We start from the raw sequence: 20,578 nt of genomic DNA, 5'->3' as shown, positions 1-20,578 counted from the left end.
TACATTGCATAAACTAGATGCGTTGAATTTTTTCGACGATCGGAATCCGCTTTAGAAAGCGCATGACTTGAGCCAGATGGACGCGGTCGCGTACCGCAATCACAAAGTTCATTTGGCTGTAGGTCTCATCCTTGTCTTCCGAGCGTACGCGTTCGATATCGGTTTTATTTTTGGCAATTTCATTCGCAATAGTGGCTAAGGCACCGCGTTGATTTTGCACTTCAAGCTGAATTTCCGCCAGATAAGTGGCGTTCTGCTCTTTTTCCCAGTTCACATCCAGCAGTTTTTCGGTTTGCGATTTCACTTTTTTAACGTTGTGACAGTCCGAACGGTGAATGACTAAGCCTTTCTCGGTACTCATAAAGCCAACGATTTCGTCGCCAGGAATCGGGTGACAGCAGTTGGCAAAATGAATCACCATCCCTTCTGTACCGGAGATCGCCAAAGGGGCATCCGGGTTGACGTTTTTCGCTGGGAGATGGTCTTCGGTTCCCAGTAATAGATCATGAATCTGCTTGGCAACCAGGCCGGCCATACGGTTGCCTAGGCCGATTTCACTGAGCAGATCTTCCCAGTTCTCCAGTTTCAGTGCACTGGCGATTTCCCGGCGAATCAGTTCGGTCAGACCTTCATACGCCATATTGTGGTTACGCAGCGCTTTGCTCAGTAGTTTTTGTCCTAAGCTGATCGAGGCCCCGGAAGTTTGATTTTTCAGGAAGTGGCGGATCTGTGAACGCGCTTTGGCCGTAGTGACAAAGTTAAGCCATGCCGGGTTAGGCTGGGCGTCTTTCCCTTTGATGATGTGAATGGTTTTCCCGCTTTCCAAGGGCGTTCTCAGCGGAACCAGTTGTTTATCGATGCGGCAAGCCACTGTTGAGTGGCCGATATTGGTGTGTACTGCATAGGCAAAATCGACCGGTGTCGCCCCTTTAGGCAGAGTGATAATATCGCCTTTGGGGGTAAATACATAGATCACGTCGGGGAACAGGTCAATTTTGACGTTTTCCAGGAAGTCGAGCGAGTTACCGGCACTTTGTTGAATTTCCAGAAGATTTTTTACCCACTCTTGTGCACGCACCTCAACGGCACTGAGTGCGTGTTCCGGATTTTCTTCCCCATCCTTATACTGCCAATGGGCGGCAATACCGTGCTCCGACACTTCATGCATGGTTTCGGTACGAATTTGTACTTCCAAATGCACGCCGTAGGGTCCAAACAGGGTGGTGTGCAAAGATTGATAACCATTGGACTTTGGAATGGCAATGTAATCTTTGAAGCGGTTGGGCAGGGGTTTGTAGAGCGAATGCACGGCTCCGAGCGTCCGGTAGCATTCATCCGCGGTCTGTACGATGATGCGGAAGGCAAAAATATCCAGAATATCGCTAAAGCTTTGACGCTTATTTTTCATCTTTTTGTACAGACTGTACAAGTGTTTTTCACGCCCCAGGACGCGTGCCGGAATGCCTTCCTGTTCCAAGCGGTTTTGCAGCGTTTCGGTGATATGCTCGATGACTTCGTTACGGTTGCCGCGCGCTTTTTTGACGGCGCTTTCCAGTACTGCAAATCTCAGAGGGTGCATTGCTTTGAAGCCAAGATCCTCGAGCTCGATCCGGATGGCGTTAATACCCAAACGGGCGGCGATCGGTGCAAAAATGTCCAGAGTCTCGCGGGCAATGCGGCGCTGTTTCTCCGGACGCATTACGCCTAGGGTGCGCATGTTGTGCAGACGATCGGCCAGTTTAATGAGGATGACGCGAATATCGCGTGCCATGGCCAGAATCATTTTGCGGAAGTTTTCTGCTTGGGCTTCTTGAGGATTTTCAAACTGGAGCTTACCCAGCTTGGTGACGCCGTCGACAATTTCGGCGACGTTTTCACCAAAACGCTCAATAATGTCTTGCTTGGTATAGGGGGTGTCTTCAACGACATCGTGGAGAATGGCAGCGATCAGGCTTTCCTGATCAAGCTGCATTTCCGCTAGGATTTCAGCAACCGCAACCGGGTGCCAAATGTAATCACCGCCCGCTTTGCGGGTCTGTCCCTGATGGGCCAGTGCGCCAAATTCAAAGGCGTCTTTGATTTTGTCCACGCTCTCGTCGCTTAGATAAAGCGACGCTTTTTCAACTAGACGATCCAGAGAGTTGGGTGTCGGCATAGAGCGCTAAAATGGGATTAGCTGAAGTAAGGAGGTGTATCAGGATCTGACATAACAACATCACGGTTAACGGTATTTTCTGCTAATTCACGCAGAGCCATGACGGTTGGTTTATCATTGTCCCATTCCAAAGTCGGTTCTGCCCCGTTTGACAATTGACGAGCGCGCTTGGCACCCACAATGACCAATTCAAAACGGTTTTCAACCTGAGTTAAGCAATCTTCAACGGTTACGCGAGCCATAATATCAATCCATATAATTTTTACAGTAAAGGATTATTTTACCTTAAATTACAGGGATTTTAAGTGGATTTTGAAAGCTAATTTGATTTGCAGTGACGGAAGACCAAAAGGATCAGGCCTGTTTGCTTTCAAATGAACGGAGAGTGTTTTAGATGGGTTAAATAAGTTTCGATGATGCCGGTTTGATTTTCGATCACACGACGGGCATTTTCACCTATCTGCTGGCGTTTAACTGGATCTTCCAACAATTCGGTGAGGGCGGTAGCCAGTTGGTCGGTCGATTCGATTTGTATAATGGCATCGTGAGCTTTGAGCAGCGCCATCTCGTCCAAAAAATCCGACATATCTGCTCCGGTAATCACCGCTTTGCCATAGGCGGCCGGTTCCAGAATATTGTGGCCGCCTCTTGGGGTGAAGGCGCCGCCCATGATCACCACTTCAGCATGCTGAAAATAGGCCATGAGGACGCCAAACCGGTCGTCCACATAAATTCGGGTTTTGTCATCAGACGTTTCGCCGAGACTGCGCACGGCAATGCAGTCGCGATACTTGGCAAGCGCACTTAAAATCTCGTCGCGTCGTTGCGGATGGCGCGGGACAATCACCAGCAGTTCCGAACGGTTCAAGCTTAACCAGGCTTCCGTCACCGGCAGTTCTTCGCGATCTCGGCTGGAGGCAAACAGCACATAGGGGCGTGACAGCGGCTTGGGCGAATCCGCTAACGCCTTTAAATTGGCAAATTTGAGATTGCCGATTACCTTGATTTTCTCTGACGGGGCTCCCAATGTATGATAGCGGTCGGCATCGAGTTGCGAACGCGCCAGAATTTGTTGAACATGGCCCAGTGCTTTACGGAAAGCCGCTTTTAGCCACTTAGGCGCTTTAAGACTTTTTTCGGTTAAACGGCCATTTACAATCGTCAGGATTAAGCCTTTTCGGTCGGCAATATGATACAAATTGGGCCACAGTTCTGTCTCCATAATCCACAGGGATGAAGGGCCGTGGCGGCGGATAAAGTGGCGAATTGCATAGGGCCAGTCCAACGGCAGGTAGCGGTAAGTCACCCTGTCCGCAAATAACTGCTGGGCCAATTGTTGTCCGCTCGGTGTGCTGGTGGTGATCAGAATTGAAACCGGGCTGTTCTTCGCAAGCACCGCTCTGATCAGCGCTTCGGCGGCACGCACTTCGCCGACCGACGCGCAGTGAATCCAAATCGGCGAGTCGCATTGCGGACAGGCTGGGTAATATAAGCCAAGGCGTTGCAGAATAAACGACCAACCGCCCTGGCGCTTGATCGCATCCACGATGATCATTGCGACAATCAAGGGGCTCAGTAAACGAATCAGCAGTTGATAAATCAGCATGGGTCGTGTCGTATCCGCGAAAAACCGAGCAGGCCTGCTCAGTTAGGCTGGGCCAGACTTTCAGCCGTGAGCAGGGCTTCCATGACCGCAATATCACCCGGCAGATCCACTTCCGGCGAATCCCACTGGCTTTCCACTACCTTGATTTTGTGGCCGTACTCCAGCGCGCGCAGCTGCTCGAGCTTTTCAATGTCTTCCAGGCGGCCCATCGGCAGCGCATTAAAGCTGTCCACAAAGCGTTTGGTGTAGGCATACACGCCCAAGTGTTTGAAACTGTCGTGATCCCAGTAGTCGCGGCCGTGTGGAATGGTGGCGCGCGAGAAGTAAAGCGCAAAACCGTTGACGTCGGTCACCAGTTTGACGTCTTTCGGGTTGGTGATTTCCGCCTCGTTGACGATTTTGAACGACAGGGTGCTCATTTCAAAAGAACCGTCGTAATCGTCGGCAAAAAAAGGCGCGATCACATCTTCAATCGATTCGTGATGGACCAGCGGCTGGTCGCCCTGTACATTGACGATCAGGTCATCGTCTTTGAGACCGACGGCATTCGCCGCGGCGGCAATACGGTCGGTGCCGGACGCCGCTTCCGCCGGGGTCATCACCACCTTGCCGCCAAAGCCTTCGACGACTTCGCGAATACGCTCGTCATCGGTTGCCACGTACACGCCCGCCAATCCTTTGGCCTTGGCAATGCGCTCATAGACGTGCTGAATCATCGGCTTGCCGTTGATCAGTTTCAGAGGTTTTCCTGGTAAACGGGAAGAGCCGTAACGGGCGGGGATAAAGACATAAGTATTCATGATTGGTGTTTACTCTTAAAAGAGGTTAAGCAGCATTAATGCGATTCGCAGTGATAAGAACCTGGGTGTTTCCAGCTGTGTTCTTGTTACTTTTTTGCGTGGCCAAAAAAGTAACCAAAAAAGGCCACCCTGCTAAAAAGTTCTATGACGCTAGGCTTGTGAGCGGAAGGTTGCGAACTCGCTTTGCTCAAACAACGCAACATTTTCCCACTCCCTGCGCTAAACGTCAGAACGAACTTTTTTGAAAGGGAGTGAATTCAACCCGGCTGTCATCCGAATTGACTGGCCAAATTACATTTTATTGTATAAAGAACGAAGCAGCTCAGGTGTTACGTGTGTCTGCCAATCCGGACCGTACACGTTCTCCCACAGGGGAGCCAAACCGGACGCGACTTTGATCATCTTATCCATGTCTGCCTCAGACATGTCTTTGGTAATCCCTTTAGGCAGAGTGATATTGTGTTTGGCCATCATCTCACGGAAGATTTTGACGCCTTCCGGATAGAAGTCGTCCAGCACGTCAAAGGCGATACAGTTGCCGATACCGTGGTGGTAACCCAATACATAAGATAAACCGTAAGACAATGCATGGCACGCGCCAACCTGGCTGTAGGCAATCGATTGGCCCCCCATGTAGGAAGCCATCATCAGTTTTTCGTCTGCTTCTGGATGATCGTTAAGGAACACTTCGTAGCACAGATCCAATGATTTTTCGCCAAATGCGCGGGCAAATTCGTTGATGTAAGTACCGTTCAAAGCTTCGATATTATGAATATAGCAATCCATGCCGGTATAGAACCACTGTTCTTTTGGCACGCCGGCAATCAGGTCCGGATCCATAATGATCTGGTCGAAGACGGTGTAATCGGAGTTCATGCCCAATTTTTTGTCGGGACCGGTCAATACGGTAGTGCGCGACGCTTCGGCACCGGTACCCGAAAGTGTCGGAATCCCTACATGGTGTACCGCAGGGTTTTTAATCAGATCCCAACCCTGGTATTTGGCAGAGCCCCCTTCATTGGTCAGCATCAACGAGATCGCCTTGGCCATGTCCAGGGTCGAACCGCCGCCCAGGCCAACCACACTCACCGGGTTTTTGCCTTTGCCGAAGGCTTTGACTTCTTCCGTTAACTGGTCCACATAGGTGGTTTTCGGTTCATCGGTGGTGTCCACCCAGATGATCATATCCTGAGGCTGCGCGGGAATGCGCTCTTTCAGTGGCAGGTTTTGGTGGACGTGGTCTACGGCAAACACCACGAAATCGTCAGCCTGTTTACGTTCTGCGGCCAAGACATCGTCAAGTTGGTCGAAGGAACCGCGACCGAAAATCATTTTAGGGACGGTTTTAAAGTTACGGAATTTCATTGGATAAACCTTATTTTTTAAATACTTTTGCAAAGGCGTCGATACGCTGCTGAATGTCCGCTTCGGTCCAGCTGAGTTGAATCAGCATAGACAGGGTTCGGCTCATAATTGCATCCGATTTCGGAGTGTGAACCTGGGTGTAGTCAGGGCGGTCCGCAATCAGCTCAATCGGCAATTTGGCCGGACCTTGCATGGCCTGAATGTGTTTCCAGTTTTTGAAATAGTGCCAGTTATTGGCGTACCAGTAAAACACGGCGGGCACCTGCTGTTCCGCCAGGGCCGAGACCACTTCACGCGCACGCTCTTCGCTTGGCAGGAAGAAACTCAAGAAGCCGGCATTGTCGCCGGATTCATCGGGAATTTCGCGGAAAGACACTTCCGGATACTGCGCCAATGCCTCTTTCAGCGCTTTTTTATTGCGGCGCTGAATCTCCAGAATACGATCGAGCTTTTTCCACTGGGCGACACCGACCGCGGCATTCATTTCTGAGATACGGTAGTTGGTCCCCATGATCGGGTGACCTTCTGCACCCCGGTCCATACCAATGTGATCGTGACCGTGGTCGGAATACATGTGCGCGTTATTATAAATGGCTTCGTCATTGGTCAAGACGGCGCCGCCTTCTCCGCAGGAAATGGTTTTGACCGAGTCAAATGAGAGGGTACCGACCTGGCCGATGGTGCCCAGGGCTTGACCTTTATAGGTTCCCCCCGTGGCCTGACAGGCGTCTTCCAGCAGAATCAGTCCGTGCTGATCACAGATCGCTTTGATTTCGTCCATTTTTCCCATGGAACCGCACATATGCACGAAGTTGACCGCTTTGGTACGTGGCGTAATCGCCGCCGCAATGCCTTCCGGCGACAGTGTCAGCGTCTCGTCGATTTCTGCGAAGACCGGAATCGCTCCGGCAAGCACAATCGCTTCCACGCTGGCGACAAAGGTAAACGGCGGCACAATCACTTCATCGCCGGCACCGATACCTGCCGAGGCTAAGGCGGTAGACAGGGCCGCCGTTCCGCTGGAGACCAGATGAGCATGTTTTACCTTCAGGGTGTCGCAGATCATGCCTTCCAGTTCGCGTGCTTTCCAGACGTCATTGCGCATGCCGTCGAAGTTGTAGCGGAAGGTGAAGCCTTGTTCCATGACTTCGTTGATTTGCTGTTTTTCGGATTCGTCAAAAATCTCAAAACCGGGCATGCGGTGACTCCTTGGTCAAAATAAAACGCGTTTCTAAAAATTAGTGGTTCATAATCAGGCCATCAATCAGGTTTTTATGCTGAGCGATCTGTTTGGCCTTGGTCAGACGGCCTGCGCTGAAAATGCTGTGCAACTGTTTCAGTGCGGTATCAAAATGGTTATTGATGACGATATAGTCAAACTCGTCGTAGTGAGACATCTCATTGACGGCATCCCGCATGCGGCGAGCAATCACCTCTTCGCTGTCGGTGCCGCGGCCATTCAGGCGGCGCTGCAATTCGTCCAGCGAAGGCGGCAGAATAAAAATTGAAATGGCTTCCGGGATCAGTTTACGTACCTGTTGTGCGCCCTGCCAGTCAATTTCCAGAATCACGTCTTTACCCGCGTTCAACTGGGCTTCGACGCTACTTTTGGAGGTACCGTAAAAGTTGTCAAACACTTGGGCGTGTTCCAGAAAATCATCCTGTTTGATTTTTTCCTGGAACTCATCAACCGTCAAAAAGTGGTAGTTGACGCCGTTTTCCTCACCGGGGCGCATTGGACGGGTGGTGGAGGAGATGGAGACGGTAATATGACTGTCCATCTCTATGAGTTTACTTACCAGCGAGGTTTTGCCTGCACCGGAAGGGGCTGAAATAATGTAAAGCGATCCGCTCATAAAGTCTCCAATTCAAACTGGCACGGCGCCAATGATTTTGCGCACAATTTCGTTCGTAGTCGGCTATTTTAACAGAGAAATCGGGGCAGATGGAATTTCGCCGGACTCTGTTAAAAACAGCTGAGAATGGATTGCCGTTTATCAGAAAAACAGGCGTGCGCGCAACTCGGTTTTGAAGCCACTGAGTTTTTCACCCCATTCCGAGTTCTGCGCCCCTTGCAACCAGCTGCTACGCAGGCGCAGCTCGAGATTTTTATAGCCGCTATAGCTCAGTTCCGGCGTCAGCGAATAGCTGTGATCCAGCGGGTTGTAGAATCCGGTCAAGGCGGCATTGAGATAGACCTGATCCCAGAAGTCCTTCTGGCTGATGCGCAGATAGAGAGCGTGTTCTCCGGGTGGAGTTTGGCTGTAGGCGCTCTTGGCCAGTTGGGCAAGCTGGAATTCAGGCGTATTCGGTTCGGCTTTGGCGAATTGATAAAAGGTGTTCAGTTCGGTTTCACTCGGATTTTGCGGGCTATAGAGCCATTCGGCAATCCAGGTGGTGTCGTTAGGGCTGAGATAACGCAGGCCGATCAGACCCTGAAAGCGCCCCCTTTGTTCACTTTCAAGCGTGCCGGAATCCGCATCTATGGTCAGCCTGTTGCGTGGATCGAGCCAGGCGAAGTCACCGTGAATTTCCAGGTTACTCGCCAGATTGCTGGCAAAACTCAAACCGGTATCGCGGATGCCGTCACTGCTCTGATGCAGATAAAATTCGAGGTCGGTCTGACCGACCAGCGCATAGAGTTTTGCGGTCCATTGCAGCGCATTGTCAATATCCTGCTGTGAGAGGGCGAGTTCTTCGTTCAGATTCTCGTTGACCGGCAGTACATACAAGGAGGCGGAAACGGTTTTGAGCAGGCCTGTTGAGTTTTCAGTCGCTTGGCTTGGAGCGGAAAAACTGCGGGTATAGGTGGTGCCGGCAAGGACAAAGCCTTCGCGGTTCTGTTCCGGCTCATCGGGGTTTTTGGGGCGTTCGACAAAACCGACCGGATTCCACGCATAGCCTTTGCCCCATTTGACCGCGCGCTTGCCGAGCTCGAACTGCCAGCGCTCGCTGGCTTGCGTATGCCAGTAGGCTTCCTGCAAGGTATGTTCCGTGGTTTGCTTAAAGACGTCATCCTGCCATTGCGACAGAGTGCGGGCGTGCACTGAGCTTTGCTCCCAGCGATAGAGTCCTTCCAGTTCCAATTCGCCGTTATAACGGATAAAGTCTTCAGCGGAATCCCCTTTAAAGGCGAGATGGCTGTAGGCCGAACCGCCATTGACCTGAATCTGAGTGGCCATGAGATCCATGCGTCCGTTCAGTTCATAGGGCTTTTTCTGGTAGGCGCTGAGATCAAAACTGAAATTTTCCTCGGCTGCGGCATTCAAAGCCATGCAGAAACCGAGCAGGCCTGTCCAAAACCAAGGTTTAGGGCGTGAATGATGGCGGTGTTTACGGAATACGAAAAAAAGCATGGATTCCAAACCCGCGGTTAGTCGCGCAGTTCGCCGATACGGCTCATATAGTCTAGGGTAAAGACTTCGTCGGCAAACTGGCGCGGACGAATGCCGTCAAACAGCATCACCGACTGATACCCTTTATAGAGCGGGCTGTCGGTGGTCAGCATCGCCGGGCGCACATAGCCGTTGCCGAACTCTTTGATTTTGCTGTAAGTGAGGGTCTTGATCAGCATGCCGCTGGCGGAGTAGGCTTCGATTTTCAGCGGGATGGTGTGCTCGGGATCAACCCACATGATCAAGCGGTCATAGGCGACGCTGCGGTTTTTGGCCTTGAGAGACAGTTTGTACAGATTGTTGTCTTTTTCAATGGTTTCGGCCTGGTATTCGGTGCTGTAATCGAGTTGCAGAATGTCGGAGTTATTGAACACCCCGCCGACCACCGACTGCAGGCTGGTGATCCGCAACGGTTTGCCGACATTGGGAATGTACAGCCACATATTGTCGCCCACGCGCAGACTGCTGCGGCCGCGTTCGCTGGCCGGATCGAGAAACAGCGCCACCACCTTTTCTTTGCCTTTTTTGGCGGTGTAGAGCACAAACTCCTTACGATCCCCATCCGGCTCGATATTGATCAGTTTGCGGTACATTTCGTAGGATTCGGGCTGCAGATTGCGGTCCACCTGGGTCAGTAAGGCATCCGCATCGGGAAGCGGGCTTTGCTGAGCCCAGACGGAAAAGGTCAATAATGAACTTAAAAACAAAAGCGTGATGCGTCTCATAAGGTTTCCTCGATCGGTTGCCGGTTCTTAAAAGTGAGCAGGCCTGTTCAAACCTGGCGCAAGGCGTCGACCGGATTGAGGCGCGACGCCTTCCAGGCCGGTTGCAAACTCGCCAGTACCGCGGCACTGATCACCATCAGCGAGGCCCACATCAGGTCGGACAGTGTCAGCTCGGGATGCAGAATCAAGCCGCTCTGGCGGCCGAAATCGAAACTGATCTGTGCCTGCTGCAGAACCAGAACAGTGGCGATGCTCAACAGAATGCCGAGCAGGGCACCGACCAGGCCGAGCAGCAGACCCTCGGTGACAAAGAGTTTGAGAATGGTATTGGGCTGCGTGCCCATGGCCGCCAGCGTGCCGATCTCGCGCACACGTTCGTAGACCGCCATAATCATGACGTTCATGACGCTGATCAACACGATCGCCACCAGCATGACATTGATAAACAGGGTCATCAGGTCGATCATTTTGGCGATATTGGCAAACGGCGAAAGTTTGTCCCAGCCGTGGATTTCAAACGCCGGTTTGCCCTGCTGGTTGGTCAGGCTGCCCAAGGTTTTTTGCAAGGTTTGCATGGCGACCGGCTGTTGTTCCGGCGATTTGAGACGCACGGCGATTTCACTGATTTCGTTGTCTTCCAGGCGCAGCAGTTCGCGGGCGTCGTCAATATGCAGGTAACCGTCGCGTCCGCCTGGGCCGGAGAGGCCTTCGAGAATGCCACTGACCACAAAGTTAATACCGTTGACCGAACCGTCGCGGTTGGTAGCGACCAGTACCACCGGGTCACCGACGTTGACCTTCAAGCCTTTGGCGATCAGTTCGGGAATGATCAATTGGCCGCGCTCTAAAAACGGGGCGCCGGCCTTGGAATCGAGTTGGCTCAACAATCGATTCGGCAGTTCCGGACAGGCCTGGATTTCGCGCTGCGGATCGACGCCGTTGACCCGGATGCTGGTGGTTTCGGCAAAGTTGCTGAACATGGCGCCGAATTTGACGCGTTCTGACCAAGCCTCCACCTGCGGCATCTGCGCAAGCTGTTCTGCGGCTTTTTCCACCATTTTCGGTTTCATATTCATCGTCAGCGGCAGGCTGTCGATCGAGGAGACATAACCTTTTTTGTGGATTTGCAGATGGCCCATCATCGAATCGGTGATCTGCCCGACCATCATCGCCTTGAAGGAACCGGAGGTGCTGACAAACAGCAGCATGGCCATTACGCCGAGGGTAATCAGCAGCGTGGTCAGCAGGGTGCGGCGGCGATAGCGCAGCAGATTGCGTGCGGCAATACGCAGGATTTTCATGACTGGCCCTCCTTGGCGGTAGCCGGGTTGGGTTGAGCCGTCAAGCAGCCGTCTTCGAGTGTATAAAGACATTCCGCCGCATCCATGATTTTTGGATCGTGGGTGGAGAAGATAAAGGTGGTATCAAACTCGTCGCGCATCTGTTTCATCAAATCGATGATGCGCAGAGCGGTCTGGTGATCCAGGTTGGCGGTGGGCTCGTCGGCGAGAATCAATTTGGCTTTGGAAGCCAAGGCACGCGCCACCGCGACGCGTTGCTTCTGCCCACCGGAGAGCTGGTGGGGAAATTTGTGTGCCTGTTCGCTGATGCCGACCGCCTCCATCAAGGTGTTTACGCGTTCTTTACGTGTCTGCACGGACCAGTTTTGCACCATCAGCAGCGGGTATTCGATGTTTTCCGCGACGGTCAGCACCGGAATCAGATTGAAGTCCTGAAAAATAAAGCCGATGGTGTCGCCACGGAATTGCGCGGCCTGTTTACGGTCCAACGCCGCTATGTCGATGCCGTCCACTTTAAGTTGCCCGGCGGAGGGTTTGTCCAGGCCTCCGATCATATTCAGCAGGGTGCTTTTGCCGCTGCCGGAGGGGCCGACAAAGGCGACAAAGGCGCCGGTGTCGATGGAAAAATCAATGGGATGAATCGCTTCGACATGGATGTCGCCGCTGCGATAGGTTTTGCTGATCTGACGCGCTTCGACAATCGGCATAATTGTGGCTCCCGTTTAACCAAGGTGAAGGGGGAATTAAGGGTCTCAAACGGGTTGAGTAATCCTACTTAATTCTGTTGGTTAGTGTAATGCTTACTATCGTTTCTAACAATAGGAAAACAGGCGATTTTTGGGTTAAGTTTTTAGCTTGTAAGACGCATCTTTGAATGGAGCTCCCCCCCTAAATCCATTACAATGCCTCTATGCATAAAGAAAGTATTTTTTTAATCGGCCCAATGGGGGCGGGAAAATCGACGGTAGGCCGCGCTTTAGCGGAAAGGCTGCAGTATGAGTTCGTTGACAGCGACCACGAGATTGAAGCGCGCACCGGTGCCACGATTCCGATGATTTTCGACATTGAAGGCGAATCCGGTTTTCGTGACCGTGAAGAGACGGTGATCGATGAATTGTCGCAACGACCTCAGATTATTCTCGCCACCGGCGGCGGTGTGGTCGAACGGGAAGAAAACCGCAAGCATTTGCGCAGTCGCGGCTTTGTCGTCTATTTGAAATCACCGGTGGAAGCATTGATTCAGCGCACCCGTCACGATCGTAACCGTCCGCTGTTACAGCAGGCGAATCCGGAAAAAGTATTGCGCGATCTGATGGTCAAGCGCGAACCCTGGTATCTGGAAATGGCGGATCTGGTGATTGAAACCCAGCAGGTACCGGTGCATCGCGTGGTCAAAACCATTTTGGATAAGCTGAGCGATGAAAACGTCGTTTAAATTTGAGACCTGAACTAATCAAAAAGCAAGCAAGAGAGACACGAGTGAAAACATTAACGGTGGAATTAGGGGATAGAAGTTATCCGATTTTTATTGGCGAAAATTTGCTGGGCCAAGCCGAACTGGTGAAGCCTTATGTAAAAGGCACCCAGGTGCTGATTGTGACCAATACCACCGTGGCGCCGCTGTATCTGGAGCAATGCAAGCAGGCATTCGCCGATTTCGAAGTGGAAGCGGTGGTGCTGCCGGATGGCGAACAGTACAAGAATCTGGAAGTGTTGAACCAGGTGTTTGATGCGTTGATCGGCAAACGTTTTGACCGCAAATGCACACTGGTGGCACTCGGCGGCGGCGTTATCGGCGATATGACCGGCTTTGCCGCGGCGGCCTTCCAGCGCGGAGTCAACTTCATTCAGATTCCGACCACCTTGCTGGCGCAGGTGGATTCCTCCGTGGGCGGGAAAACCGGCGTGAACCATCCGCAGGGCAAGAATATGATCGGCGCCTTCCATCAGCCGCAGTGCGTCATCATCGACACCAAAACACTGGACACCTTGGAAGATCGCGAACTGTCGGCGGGGATGGCCGAGGTGATCAAATACGGTCTGATCGGCGATTATCCGTTTTTCGAGTGGCTGGAAGCTCATTTGGAAAAGCTGCTGGCACGCGATCCGCAAGCCCTGGCGGAAGCGATCGAGCGTTCCTGCGCCAACAAGGCGCGGATTGTCGCCTTGGATGAAAAAGAGTCCGGTATGCGCGCATTGTTCAATTTGGGGCATACCTTCGGCCATGCGATTGAAGCGGGCATGGGCTATGGGGTATGGCTGCACGGCGAAGGGGTCAGTGCCGGTACCATGCAGGCGGTCTATATGTCCAAGTTGATGGGCAATATTAACCAAGCCGATTTTGATCGTATTCAAGCGATTTTTGAACGTGCCAAATTGCCGGTGTGTCCGCCGAATCAGCAGGAGATGTCCAACCAAACATATCTGGACTTGATGGCCGGTGATAAAAAGGTGCAGGCAGGCACCATTCGCCTGGTATTGCTGAAATCCATTGGCGAGGCCTATGTCACCGGCGACTATGATAAGGCTTTGTTGGAGCGAACGCTGACGGAGTACCGTTGTTAGTAGCTGAGACTGCTTCTGCGTGTACAAAAGGCAGAAACCAAACTGAGCAGGCCTGATCTCTTCTCAGTTGGCGGGGTGATCCAGGCCTGACCGGTTTTTGATTGTGTTGAGAGTAAGGAGTGCCTATGCAGCGTCTCTATGAGCAAGCGGTCCAGCAGTTTCACACTGAAGGCGTGCGTTTTTCCATGCGCGACCATCTGATGCTGATTGAGGTGGACAATGAATTTGCCAAGGCGGTGATTACTCCGCATGGAGCCTGTGTGTTGAGCTTTACGCCCAAATCCGTTTCACGTGAAACACCGTCACAGGATCTGCTGTGGGTCAGTCCGACGGCTCGATATGACGGGCAGAAGGCGGTGCGTGGCGGTATTCCGGTGTGTTGGCCATGGTTTGGCAAAGCCTCTGAATCCGGGCTTCCGGCACACGGCTTTGTGCGCAATCGTGTGTGGCAGCTCGATCGCGTGGTCAAGCTGGATAACGGCATTACCGAAGTGATTCTGAGCTGCGAAGCCGATGAGCAATCATTGTCGCTGTGGCCGCATCATTTTTCTCTCAAACTGACGATTGAGATCGGCGAAACGTTGGCGCTGTCACTGACTACGATCAACTCTAACGATTACGATCTGTCGATTACCGAAGCTTTGCATACCTATTTCAATGTATCCCAGGCGCCAGGCTTGCGTATTTCCGGGCTGCAAGGCAGTACCCATCTGGATAAGCTGGATGAGACCCGGCCTGCCGAGATTCAAAATGACATTCTGTCACTGCAGCCACCGCGCGATTCGGTGTATCTCAATCAGAATGGCCCGGTTGAGATCGATGATGCAGGTTATCAGCGTAAAATTCGCATTGAAAAGCACCATTCCGAGTCGAGCGTGGTGTGGAATCCCGGCCCGGAAATCGTCAAAGGCTTTGACGACATTCCCGAAGAGGCCTGGCCGGACTTTGCCTGTGTGGAGAGCGGTAACGTGCTGGATAATGCAGTGACCATTCCAAGTGGCGAGAAGCACACCCTAACCGTCATCTATTCGCTGGAATCGCGCTAAGCATTGCCAGACGTTACGGCGCCGGAATCGTGTATTGGGTGTGAATCCGTTCAATCTCCTGCAGCACCTCTTCGCTGAGCGTTACCTCAATCGATTCGATGTTCTCTTTGAGCTGTTCCAGCGTGGTGGCGCCAATGATATTGGCGGCGACAAACGGGCGGTTGTTGATAAAGGCTAAAGCCAACTGCGCCGGGCTTAAACCGTGATCTTTCGCCAAGTCGGCATAGGCTTGAGTGGCCTTGACCGCGTTTTCACCCAGATAGCGGTCATAGTGCGGATACAAGGTAATTCGCGCCTTGTCGGGACGTTGGCCGTTAAGGTACTTGCCGGATAGGACGCCGAACCCGAGCGGCGAGTAGGCGAGCAGTTGCACGCCTTCTTGATAGGCAATCTCCGCCATGCCGACTTCGTAACTGCGATTTAACAGATTGTAAGGGTTTTGCACCGTGACGATTTTTTGCAGTCCTTTAGTCTCGGCAATCTGCAGGTATTTCATGGTCGCCCACGGGGTTTCGTTGGAGAGGCCGATCTGGCGGATTTTTCCCGCTTTGACCAGTTCGCTGAGCACTTCCAGCGTCTCTTCAAAATCGGTGGTGTCTTCGGGCTGTGACGGCGGGACAAAGCCGAGTTTGCCGAAGTAATTGGTGCTGCGTTCCGGCCAGTGCAGCTGATAGAGATCCAGGTAGTCGGTTTGCAGACGTTTGAGAGACCCCTCCAGCGCTTGCTGAATCTGTTCACGGTTAAAGCGCCCTTCACCGCCGCGGATATGGCGTACAAACTCCCCGGGTCCGGCGATTTTGGAGGCGAGGACGATGTCCGCACGGCGTCCGCTTTTAGCGAGCCAATTGCCGATGATGGTTTCGGTGGCGCCATAGGTTTCGGCGCGCGGCGGCACCGCATAGAGTTCGGCGGTATCCCAAAAATTGACCCCGTAATCGAGCGCCATATCCATCTGCGCAAACGCTTCCTGCTGGCTGTTCTGTTCGCCCCAGGTCATGGTGCCGAGGCAGATGCGGCTGACTTCAATATCGGAATGTCCCAAGCGGTTGTAGATCATTACGCTTCCTTAGTCTCTGTTTTAAAATTGCAGGCTAACTCACACCTCGTCTTCATGCAACGCTTCAATGGTGGTTTCGCCGTTTTCGCTGACATGAATACGCAAATGAATCGGACGGCAGCAGACGCTGCAGTCTTCAATAGTGTCTTGTTCCGTTTCACTGGCATCGACAAGAATCTCGATGCTCTCCCAGCAATAAGGGCATTGTACGCGGTGATCTTGGAGCATAGACCGATTTCCTTTTCTGATAAACTGATGCACGCCATGCACAGAGGATGAATGCGTGATCTCGATTGAAGTGTTAATGGCCTTTATGCTAGCGACGGCGGTCATCTGCCTCGTTCCAGGGCCTGATAATCTCTATGTATTAAACCAGTCTGCGCAACACGGTGCATCAGCTGGGATCTATGTGACTTTGGGCTTATGCACGGGCTTGGTTGGACATACGGCGGCCGTGACCTTAGGGATCGCCACACTGTTGCAAACTTCTGTCTGGGGCTTTACCGTGTTGAAAATACTCGGAGCGGCTTATCTCCTCTATTTGGCTTGGCAGCTGTTTCACGCCGCTCAATTGAAGGTTTCTCGCGAGGTTGAGGTGTTAGCGCCAAGAACACTTTACCTTAGAGGGGTGTGGATGAACTTGACTAACCCTAAAGTGACGCTGTTTTTCCTCGCGTTTTTACCGCAGTTCATTTCAAGTAGTCAACAAGCGGTCTGGTCACAGACGATGTTGTTGGGTTTTTTGGTGATTGTGACCACCCTGGTTGTTTTTTCTACGATTGCGTTGCTTGCATCCTGGCTGGGCAAGTGGCTGTGTTCGGAAGTTGCGCAAAAGCGTTTAAACAGACTGACAAGCGGACTGTTTGTCATTTTGGCGTTGAACCTGTTGGTCGCGACGCCTTAACTCCGCTGCAAAAACTGTTAAAATGGGCGCGCTTGGGTTTGCAACCTATCCTCTGCGCGGCTATAGTTAAAGGGATATAACGGCCCCCTCCTAAGGGGCAGTTCCAGGTTCGAGTCCTGGTGGCCGCGCCATTTCATTTTCTCACCAGGCCTGTTGAGTTTCATATCCGTTTTGGATTTGTATTTCTGGCCTTAAAGCGCCTGTTTGATCTGTTGCAGCGCCGTTTCCAGAGAGTCTTCCGAAACCGCCAGATTGATGCGCATAAAACCGTCGCCGACTTGGCTTTCTCCGCCAAAGGTTTGTCCGTCACTGAGTCCCAGTTTGGCATGATCGATAAGCCACTCTTTGAGGCGGGCATGATCGCTAAAGCGCTGGCGGAAATCGAGCCAGACCAGATAAGAGGCCTCCGGGCGCATGACTTTAACGTCAGGCAGGTGTTCGTAAAAAAATGTTTGCAGACGGTCAATATTGTTGGAGAAATGTTTTAAAAGACGATCGCGCCATGCTTTTCCCTGTTCGCTGTAGGCCGCCCGTAAGGCGTGCATGGCAAACAGGTTGAGTTCGTGGATGGAGACCGCATTGCACACTTTGAGATAAGCGGCTTTGAGTTCGGGGTTGGCGATCAGCGCGTAACCGATCTGCAGCCCGCCGAGATTGAAGGTTTTGCCCGGCGAACTCAGGGTGACGGTGGCCTGTGCAATAGCTGTGGATAAACTCGCCAACGGTGTGTGTCGGTGTCCGGAATAGACGAGATCGGAATGAATTTCGTCGGAGACCATAATGACTTCGTGGCGCAGGCAGATCTCCGCAAGCCGTTGCAGTTCGTCACGCTGCCATACCCGGCCGGAAGGGTTCTGCGGATTGCACAACAGGAACAGCTTGACCGAATGATCGACAATGGCGCGTTCAAAGGCGGCAAAGTCGATCTGATAGCGGTTGTTGATCAGCACCAAGGGCGCTTCCACGACCTTGCGAACGTTCAGCGGCGGAGCGCTTAAAAAGGGCGGATACACCGGCGGCTGAACCAGCACCGCGTCGCTCGGATGGGTAAAGGCGGACACCGCCATAAAGAAACCGTTGGCGACATTGTGGGTAAAGACGATCTGCGATTTCTCCACTTTGTAGCCGTGCTGCGCCTGCCAGTCAATGATCGCCTGATAGACGGAGTCCGGCGTGACCGTATACCCCAAAATCGGGTGCTCCAGCCGCTGTTTGAGGGCGTCGAGAATGAAGTCGGGGGTGGGCAGATCCATATCCGCCACCCACATCGGCAAGACGTCATCGCGTCCGAACAGGGTTTTGCGCAGTTCGTATTTCTCTGCGTTAGTGCCCTGGCGTGATAAGGCTTGGCTAAAAACACTTGAACTGTCGGGCATGACGACCCCCTTACTTAGTGTGACGGGAAGTTATCCACGCTTTTTCCACACCGTGACTTCGGCCACGCTGTGCTGGAATTTGCGTGCGGTTTCGCGAATCACAAACGGCAGGTCCATTGGTTGGCCAACCGATTCGAATTCAGCATCGAGCAAGGCATGCAAGCCCTCCAACGTGGTGACGTTTTCTCCGCTGTGCGCATCCTTGTAGCCACCCAGCCAGCGCGACGGTTCGGTAAAGGCGCTGTCCCAGCTATTGGGGGAGGTCAGAATCAGCAGGCCTCCCTGGTTAAGGCGTTCGTGGATCATGCCTAGAAATTTGCCCGGATCGTAGAGGCGGTCAATGACATTGGCGGCAATAATCAGGTCGTAGCCGGTAAAATGCGGCTTGAGGTTGGTGGCATCCTGTTGCATAAATTGGCACTTTTCGGCTACGGTTCCCAGTCCGAGTTTGTCGAGTGATTGCGCTTTAAACGCCATAATCTCGCCTTCCTGCGGAATGGTGTAACGAATTGATCCCTGTTGTTTCATACGCTCGGCAATCTGAATAAAGCGTGCCGAAAAGTCGAGCCCGGTCACAGCTGCGAAATGGCGGGCCAGCTCAAAGCAGCCACGACCGACCGAGCAGCCGATTTCCAATGCTTTGAGGTCGCTGCGTCCGCTGAAGGTCGGATCGGAGTGCATCTGCTCAATGGCGAGGTTGGCATAGGCCTGTGGAAAGTTGTCCACATCAAAATAGCGCTCGCCGTAATGGAATTCGCAGTATTGCGCGGCCGCTTCATCGGTTTCATAGGTCGAGAATTCGGTTTGTACCGGTGCGGCCGATTCAATGTAGCGGAAACCGGCGTGCTGGAAGAAGTGACGGCGGAACGCATAACGCGAATGACCGTTTATTTCGTTTCCGGTCGAGATCCAGCAGCCGCCCTTGAAAATATTGTGTTTATTGTCAAAGGTCGGCATGGTGAAGTCGTCATACAGAGGGTGCACTTTAAATCCGTCAAACGGATAGATCGGCGTTTGCGTCCATTGCCAGACATTGCCGACCACATCAAAGAAGTCACCGTGCGGATGCTGATCCACCGGCGTGGAAGAGGCATATTCCTGCAGATTGATATTCGCCTGATCCTGTAACGCCAGCGCATGGGTGTGATCGCGCAGACGCAGGTATTCGTCTTCGCTCGGAAGGCGAATCGCTTGGCCGCTGAGCTTGGCTTTCCATTTGCAGAAGGCTTCGGCTTCGAGGAAATTGACTTCCACCGGCCAGTTCCACGGCATCGGAATCTCTTGAGTCATGCAGCGCAGCCACCACTCTGGCTCGCCATTCAAATCGGTTTTTTGTACCCAGAAAGTGGGGTGTTTATCGGGGGTGAATTCGCGCCAGCGGTTGCCCTCTTCACTCCAGAATGCATCGGTTTGATAACCACCGGCTTCGACAAAGGCCAGATACTCTTTATTCGAAACCAGGTATTGTGCGGCCTTAAAAGAGGCGATCTCAGCGTGGTGTTCACCGTATTCGTTATCCCAGCCATAAGTTTCAGCCGGGTCTTGGTGGTTGATATCGACTGCTCCGGCTGGCACATCGATAAGGCGGTTTTCTGGCGCTTTGCCTGAGTGTGGGCAAATTGGAAACAGCGGATGCGGCTGCACTGAACTCAATGGCAGTTGGCGGATAAGCACCGAGGAGGTTTCCAAATGGATGCGCTCGTGTTCGATGCCCATCATCACTGGCCAAATCGGACTGTTCCAGTCGATCGGCAAGGTGAATTTCATACTGTCGATCAGATCGTTAACCGCTGCTCGGACATGACGACGGTAAATGCGAACTTCATCGACACTGGGCCAATCGTAGTGGGCATCATTGAGGTCATCCCAGGACATTTCATCAACCCCGATGGCGCACAGGGATTCGATTTTTGGGTTAATGCGTTTGGGCAGCAGTTTAGCCAGCACTAGCTTATTGGTGAAAAAAGTGGCGGTATGGCCAAAGTAAAAAATCAGCGGGTGGCGCAGGGAGCAGGGCCGTTCGTAGAAAGCGGAATCGGTTTTTAGGGTATCGAACAGCGCTTCATAGGCGTCGTAAGTCAGATTAAAGTAGCGTTTGATTTCGGCACGCTTAGTTTCGACATCGCCGTCGTTGAGAATTGGGGACTGGGTAATCAGATCGTCTCGGCTCAGACGCTTGGATGCTTCTGAAGCGTGAGGTGGCAAGGAGGTGGGCGTTGATGCAACGTCCGTGGCATGATCCTGCATGAGAGGCTCCCGATAATCAAAAAACGCTTGCTACGA

General features: G+C 52.6%; 18 protein-coding genes, 1 tRNA gene and 1 pseudogene. 5 read left to right on the top strand and 15 right to left on the bottom strand.

All coding sequences use genetic code 11. The features are described from left to right. Nucleotides 1–13: 13 nt before the first annotated feature. From QCB44_RS08255 to QCB44_RS08205, 11 genes and pseudogenes are all read right to left on the bottom strand, one after another. Nucleotides 14–2,155 (bottom strand): bifunctional (p)ppGpp synthetase/guanosine-3',5'-bis(diphosphate) 3'-pyrophosphohydrolase, encoded by a 2,142-nt coding sequence (locus QCB44_RS08255; RefSeq protein ID WP_279409366.1) that lies wholly within the window; start codon nt 2,153–2,155, stop codon nt 14–16. Nucleotides 2,156–2,208: 53 nt separating this feature from the next. Then, nucleotides 2,209–2,397, bottom strand: a pseudogene (gene rpoZ, locus QCB44_RS08250) (DNA-directed RNA polymerase subunit omega); the annotation flags it as partial. Nucleotides 2,398–2,525: 128 nt separating this feature from the next. Next, nucleotides 2,526–3,761 (bottom strand): 3-deoxy-D-manno-octulosonic acid transferase, encoded by a 1,236-nt coding sequence (locus QCB44_RS08245; RefSeq protein ID WP_279409364.1) that lies wholly within the window; start codon nt 3,759–3,761, stop codon nt 2,526–2,528. Between the two features lie 38 nt (nt 3,762–3,799). After that, the gene (gene kdsB, locus QCB44_RS08240; RefSeq protein WP_279409363.1) at nt 3,800–4,561 is read right to left on the bottom strand and encodes a 3-deoxy-manno-octulosonate cytidylyltransferase; all 762 of its coding nucleotides are present in this window, start codon (nt 4,559–4,561) and stop codon (nt 3,800–3,802) included. A 291-nt stretch (nt 4,562–4,852) separates the two neighbouring features. Continuing rightward, on the bottom strand, nt 4,853–5,926 hold the full coding sequence (locus tag QCB44_RS08235; protein ID WP_279409362.1) for an iron-containing alcohol dehydrogenase family protein: 1,074 nt from the start codon (nt 5,924–5,926) through the stop codon (nt 4,853–4,855). Between the two features lie 10 nt (nt 5,927–5,936). Beyond that, the gene (locus tag QCB44_RS08230; RefSeq protein ID WP_279409360.1) at nt 5,937–7,124 is read right to left on the bottom strand and encodes a DegT/DnrJ/EryC1/StrS family aminotransferase; all 1,188 of its coding nucleotides are present in this window, start codon (nt 7,122–7,124) and stop codon (nt 5,937–5,939) included. Between the two features lie 40 nt (nt 7,125–7,164). Then, a complete protein-coding gene (gmk, locus tag QCB44_RS08225; protein ID WP_279409359.1) occupies nt 7,165–7,782 on the bottom strand; it encodes a guanylate kinase in 618 nt (205 codons plus the stop codon). A 141-nt stretch (nt 7,783–7,923) separates the two neighbouring features. Continuing rightward, complete coding sequence (locus tag QCB44_RS08220; RefSeq protein ID WP_279409358.1) at nt 7,924–9,282, bottom strand: hypothetical protein; 1,359 nt, start codon at nt 9,280–9,282, stop codon at nt 7,924–7,926. 17 nt (nt 9,283–9,299) lie between these two features. Further along, a complete protein-coding gene (locus QCB44_RS08215; protein WP_279409357.1) occupies nt 9,300–10,046 on the bottom strand; it encodes an outer membrane lipoprotein-sorting protein in 747 nt (248 codons plus the stop codon). Nucleotides 10,047–10,093: 47 nt separating this feature from the next. Continuing rightward, nucleotides 10,094–11,347, bottom strand: coding sequence for an ABC transporter permease (locus QCB44_RS08210; protein WP_279409356.1), 1,254 nt, complete (start codon nt 11,345–11,347; stop codon nt 10,094–10,096). Next, nucleotides 11,344–12,054 (bottom strand): ABC transporter ATP-binding protein, encoded by a 711-nt coding sequence (locus QCB44_RS08205; protein ID WP_279409355.1) that lies wholly within the window; start codon nt 12,052–12,054, stop codon nt 11,344–11,346. The genes QCB44_RS08210 and QCB44_RS08205 overlap by 4 nt, the downstream gene beginning before the upstream one ends. Nucleotides 12,055–12,257: 203 nt before the next feature. On the opposite strand from QCB44_RS08205, the gene aroK reads away from it, so the two are divergent. The 3 genes from aroK to QCB44_RS08190 all read left to right on the top strand — a co-directional run bounded on the left by aroK (nt 12,258) and on the right by QCB44_RS08190 (nt 14,958). Then, complete coding sequence (gene aroK, locus QCB44_RS08200) at nt 12,258–12,782, top strand: shikimate kinase AroK (protein WP_279409353.1); 525 nt, start codon at nt 12,258–12,260, stop codon at nt 12,780–12,782. A gap of 44 nt (nt 12,783–12,826) precedes the next feature. After that, complete coding sequence (gene aroB / locus QCB44_RS08195) at nt 12,827–13,912, top strand: 3-dehydroquinate synthase (protein WP_279409352.1); 1,086 nt, start codon at nt 12,827–12,829, stop codon at nt 13,910–13,912. Between the two features lie 125 nt (nt 13,913–14,037). Next, entirely contained in the window at nt 14,038–14,958 is a 921-nt protein-coding gene (locus QCB44_RS08190) for a D-hexose-6-phosphate mutarotase (protein WP_279409351.1), read from the top strand. 13 nt (nt 14,959–14,971) lie between these two features. Here QCB44_RS08190 and QCB44_RS08185 read toward each other — a convergent pair whose 3' ends face one another. Both QCB44_RS08185 and QCB44_RS08180 read right to left on the bottom strand, forming a co-directional pair. Beyond that, complete coding sequence (locus QCB44_RS08185) at nt 14,972–16,015, bottom strand: NADP(H)-dependent aldo-keto reductase (protein WP_279409350.1); 1,044 nt, start codon at nt 16,013–16,015, stop codon at nt 14,972–14,974. A 39-nt stretch (nt 16,016–16,054) separates the two neighbouring features. Continuing rightward, nucleotides 16,055–16,243 carry a CPXCG motif-containing cysteine-rich protein gene (locus QCB44_RS08180; protein ID WP_279409349.1) on the bottom strand — a complete coding sequence of 63 codons (189 nt, stop codon included), beginning with the start codon at nt 16,241–16,243 and terminating at the stop codon, nt 16,055–16,057. Nucleotides 16,244–16,298: 55 nt separating this feature from the next. Between QCB44_RS08180 and QCB44_RS08175 the strand changes: the two genes are divergently transcribed. Next, a complete protein-coding gene (locus QCB44_RS08175; RefSeq protein WP_279409348.1) occupies nt 16,299–16,919 on the top strand; it encodes a LysE family translocator in 621 nt (206 codons plus the stop codon). A 56-nt stretch (nt 16,920–16,975) separates the two neighbouring features. Then, a tRNA-Arg gene (locus QCB44_RS08170) sits at nt 16,976–17,050 on the top strand. Between the two features lie 60 nt (nt 17,051–17,110). Here the strand turns inward: QCB44_RS08170 and QCB44_RS08165 are convergent. Continuing rightward, a complete protein-coding gene (locus QCB44_RS08165) occupies nt 17,111–18,295 on the bottom strand; it encodes a PatB family C-S lyase (RefSeq protein ID WP_279409347.1) in 1,185 nt (394 codons plus the stop codon). Between the two features lie 30 nt (nt 18,296–18,325). Further along, nucleotides 18,326–20,542, bottom strand: coding sequence for a 5-histidylcysteine sulfoxide synthase (gene ovoA, locus QCB44_RS08160; protein WP_279409346.1), 2,217 nt, complete (start codon nt 20,540–20,542; stop codon nt 18,326–18,328). Nucleotides 20,543–20,578: the final 36 nt, after the last annotated feature.

It is taken from the genome of Thiomicrorhabdus sp. zzn3 (genome assembly GCF_029767755.1).
GTDB lineage: Bacteria > Pseudomonadota > Gammaproteobacteria > Thiomicrospirales > Thiomicrospiraceae > Thiomicrorhabdus.
The sequence above is the reverse complement of the archived record's forward strand: the minus strand, read 5'-3'. Positions and strand labels throughout refer to the sequence as shown.

Coding starts and splice junctions, on each gene's coding strand:
- QCB44_RS08255 (WP_279409366.1), bottom strand. CDS start 2,155: ATGCCGACACCCAACTCTCTGGATCGTCTAGTTGAAAAAGCGTCGCTT.
- QCB44_RS08245 (WP_279409364.1), bottom strand. CDS start 3,761: ATGCTGATTTATCAACTGCTGATTCGTTTACTGAGCCCCTTGATTGTC.
- kdsB (WP_279409363.1), bottom strand. CDS start 4,561: ATGAATACTTATGTCTTTATCCCCGCCCGTTACGGCTCTTCCCGTTTA.
- QCB44_RS08235 (WP_279409362.1), bottom strand. CDS start 5,926: ATGAAATTCCGTAACTTTAAAACCGTCCCTAAAATGATTTTCGGTCGC.
- QCB44_RS08230 (WP_279409360.1), bottom strand. CDS start 7,124: ATGCCCGGTTTTGAGATTTTTGACGAATCCGAAAAACAGCAAATCAAC.
- gmk (WP_279409359.1), bottom strand. CDS start 7,782: ATGAGCGGATCGCTTTACATTATTTCAGCCCCTTCCGGTGCAGGCAAA.
- QCB44_RS08220 (WP_279409358.1), bottom strand. CDS start 9,282: ATGCTTTTTTTCGTATTCCGTAAACACCGCCATCATTCACGCCCTAAA.
- QCB44_RS08215 (WP_279409357.1), bottom strand. CDS start 10,046: ATGAGACGCATCACGCTTTTGTTTTTAAGTTCATTATTGACCTTTTCC.
- QCB44_RS08210 (WP_279409356.1), bottom strand. CDS start 11,347: ATGAAAATCCTGCGTATTGCCGCACGCAATCTGCTGCGCTATCGCCGC.
- QCB44_RS08205 (WP_279409355.1), bottom strand. CDS start 12,054: ATGCCGATTGTCGAAGCGCGTCAGATCAGCAAAACCTATCGCAGCGGC.
- aroK (WP_279409353.1), top strand. CDS start 12,258: ATGCATAAAGAAAGTATTTTTTTAATCGGCCCAATGGGGGCGGGAAAA.
- QCB44_RS08190 (WP_279409351.1), top strand. CDS start 14,038: ATGCAGCGTCTCTATGAGCAAGCGGTCCAGCAGTTTCACACTGAAGGC.
- QCB44_RS08185 (WP_279409350.1), bottom strand. CDS start 16,015: ATGATCTACAACCGCTTGGGACATTCCGATATTGAAGTCAGCCGCATC.
- QCB44_RS08180 (WP_279409349.1), bottom strand. CDS start 16,243: ATGCTCCAAGATCACCGCGTACAATGCCCTTATTGCTGGGAGAGCATC.
- QCB44_RS08165 (WP_279409347.1), bottom strand. CDS start 18,295: ATGCCCGACAGTTCAAGTGTTTTTAGCCAAGCCTTATCACGCCAGGGC.
- ovoA (WP_279409346.1), bottom strand. CDS start 20,542: ATGCAGGATCATGCCACGGACGTTGCATCAACGCCCACCTCCTTGCCA.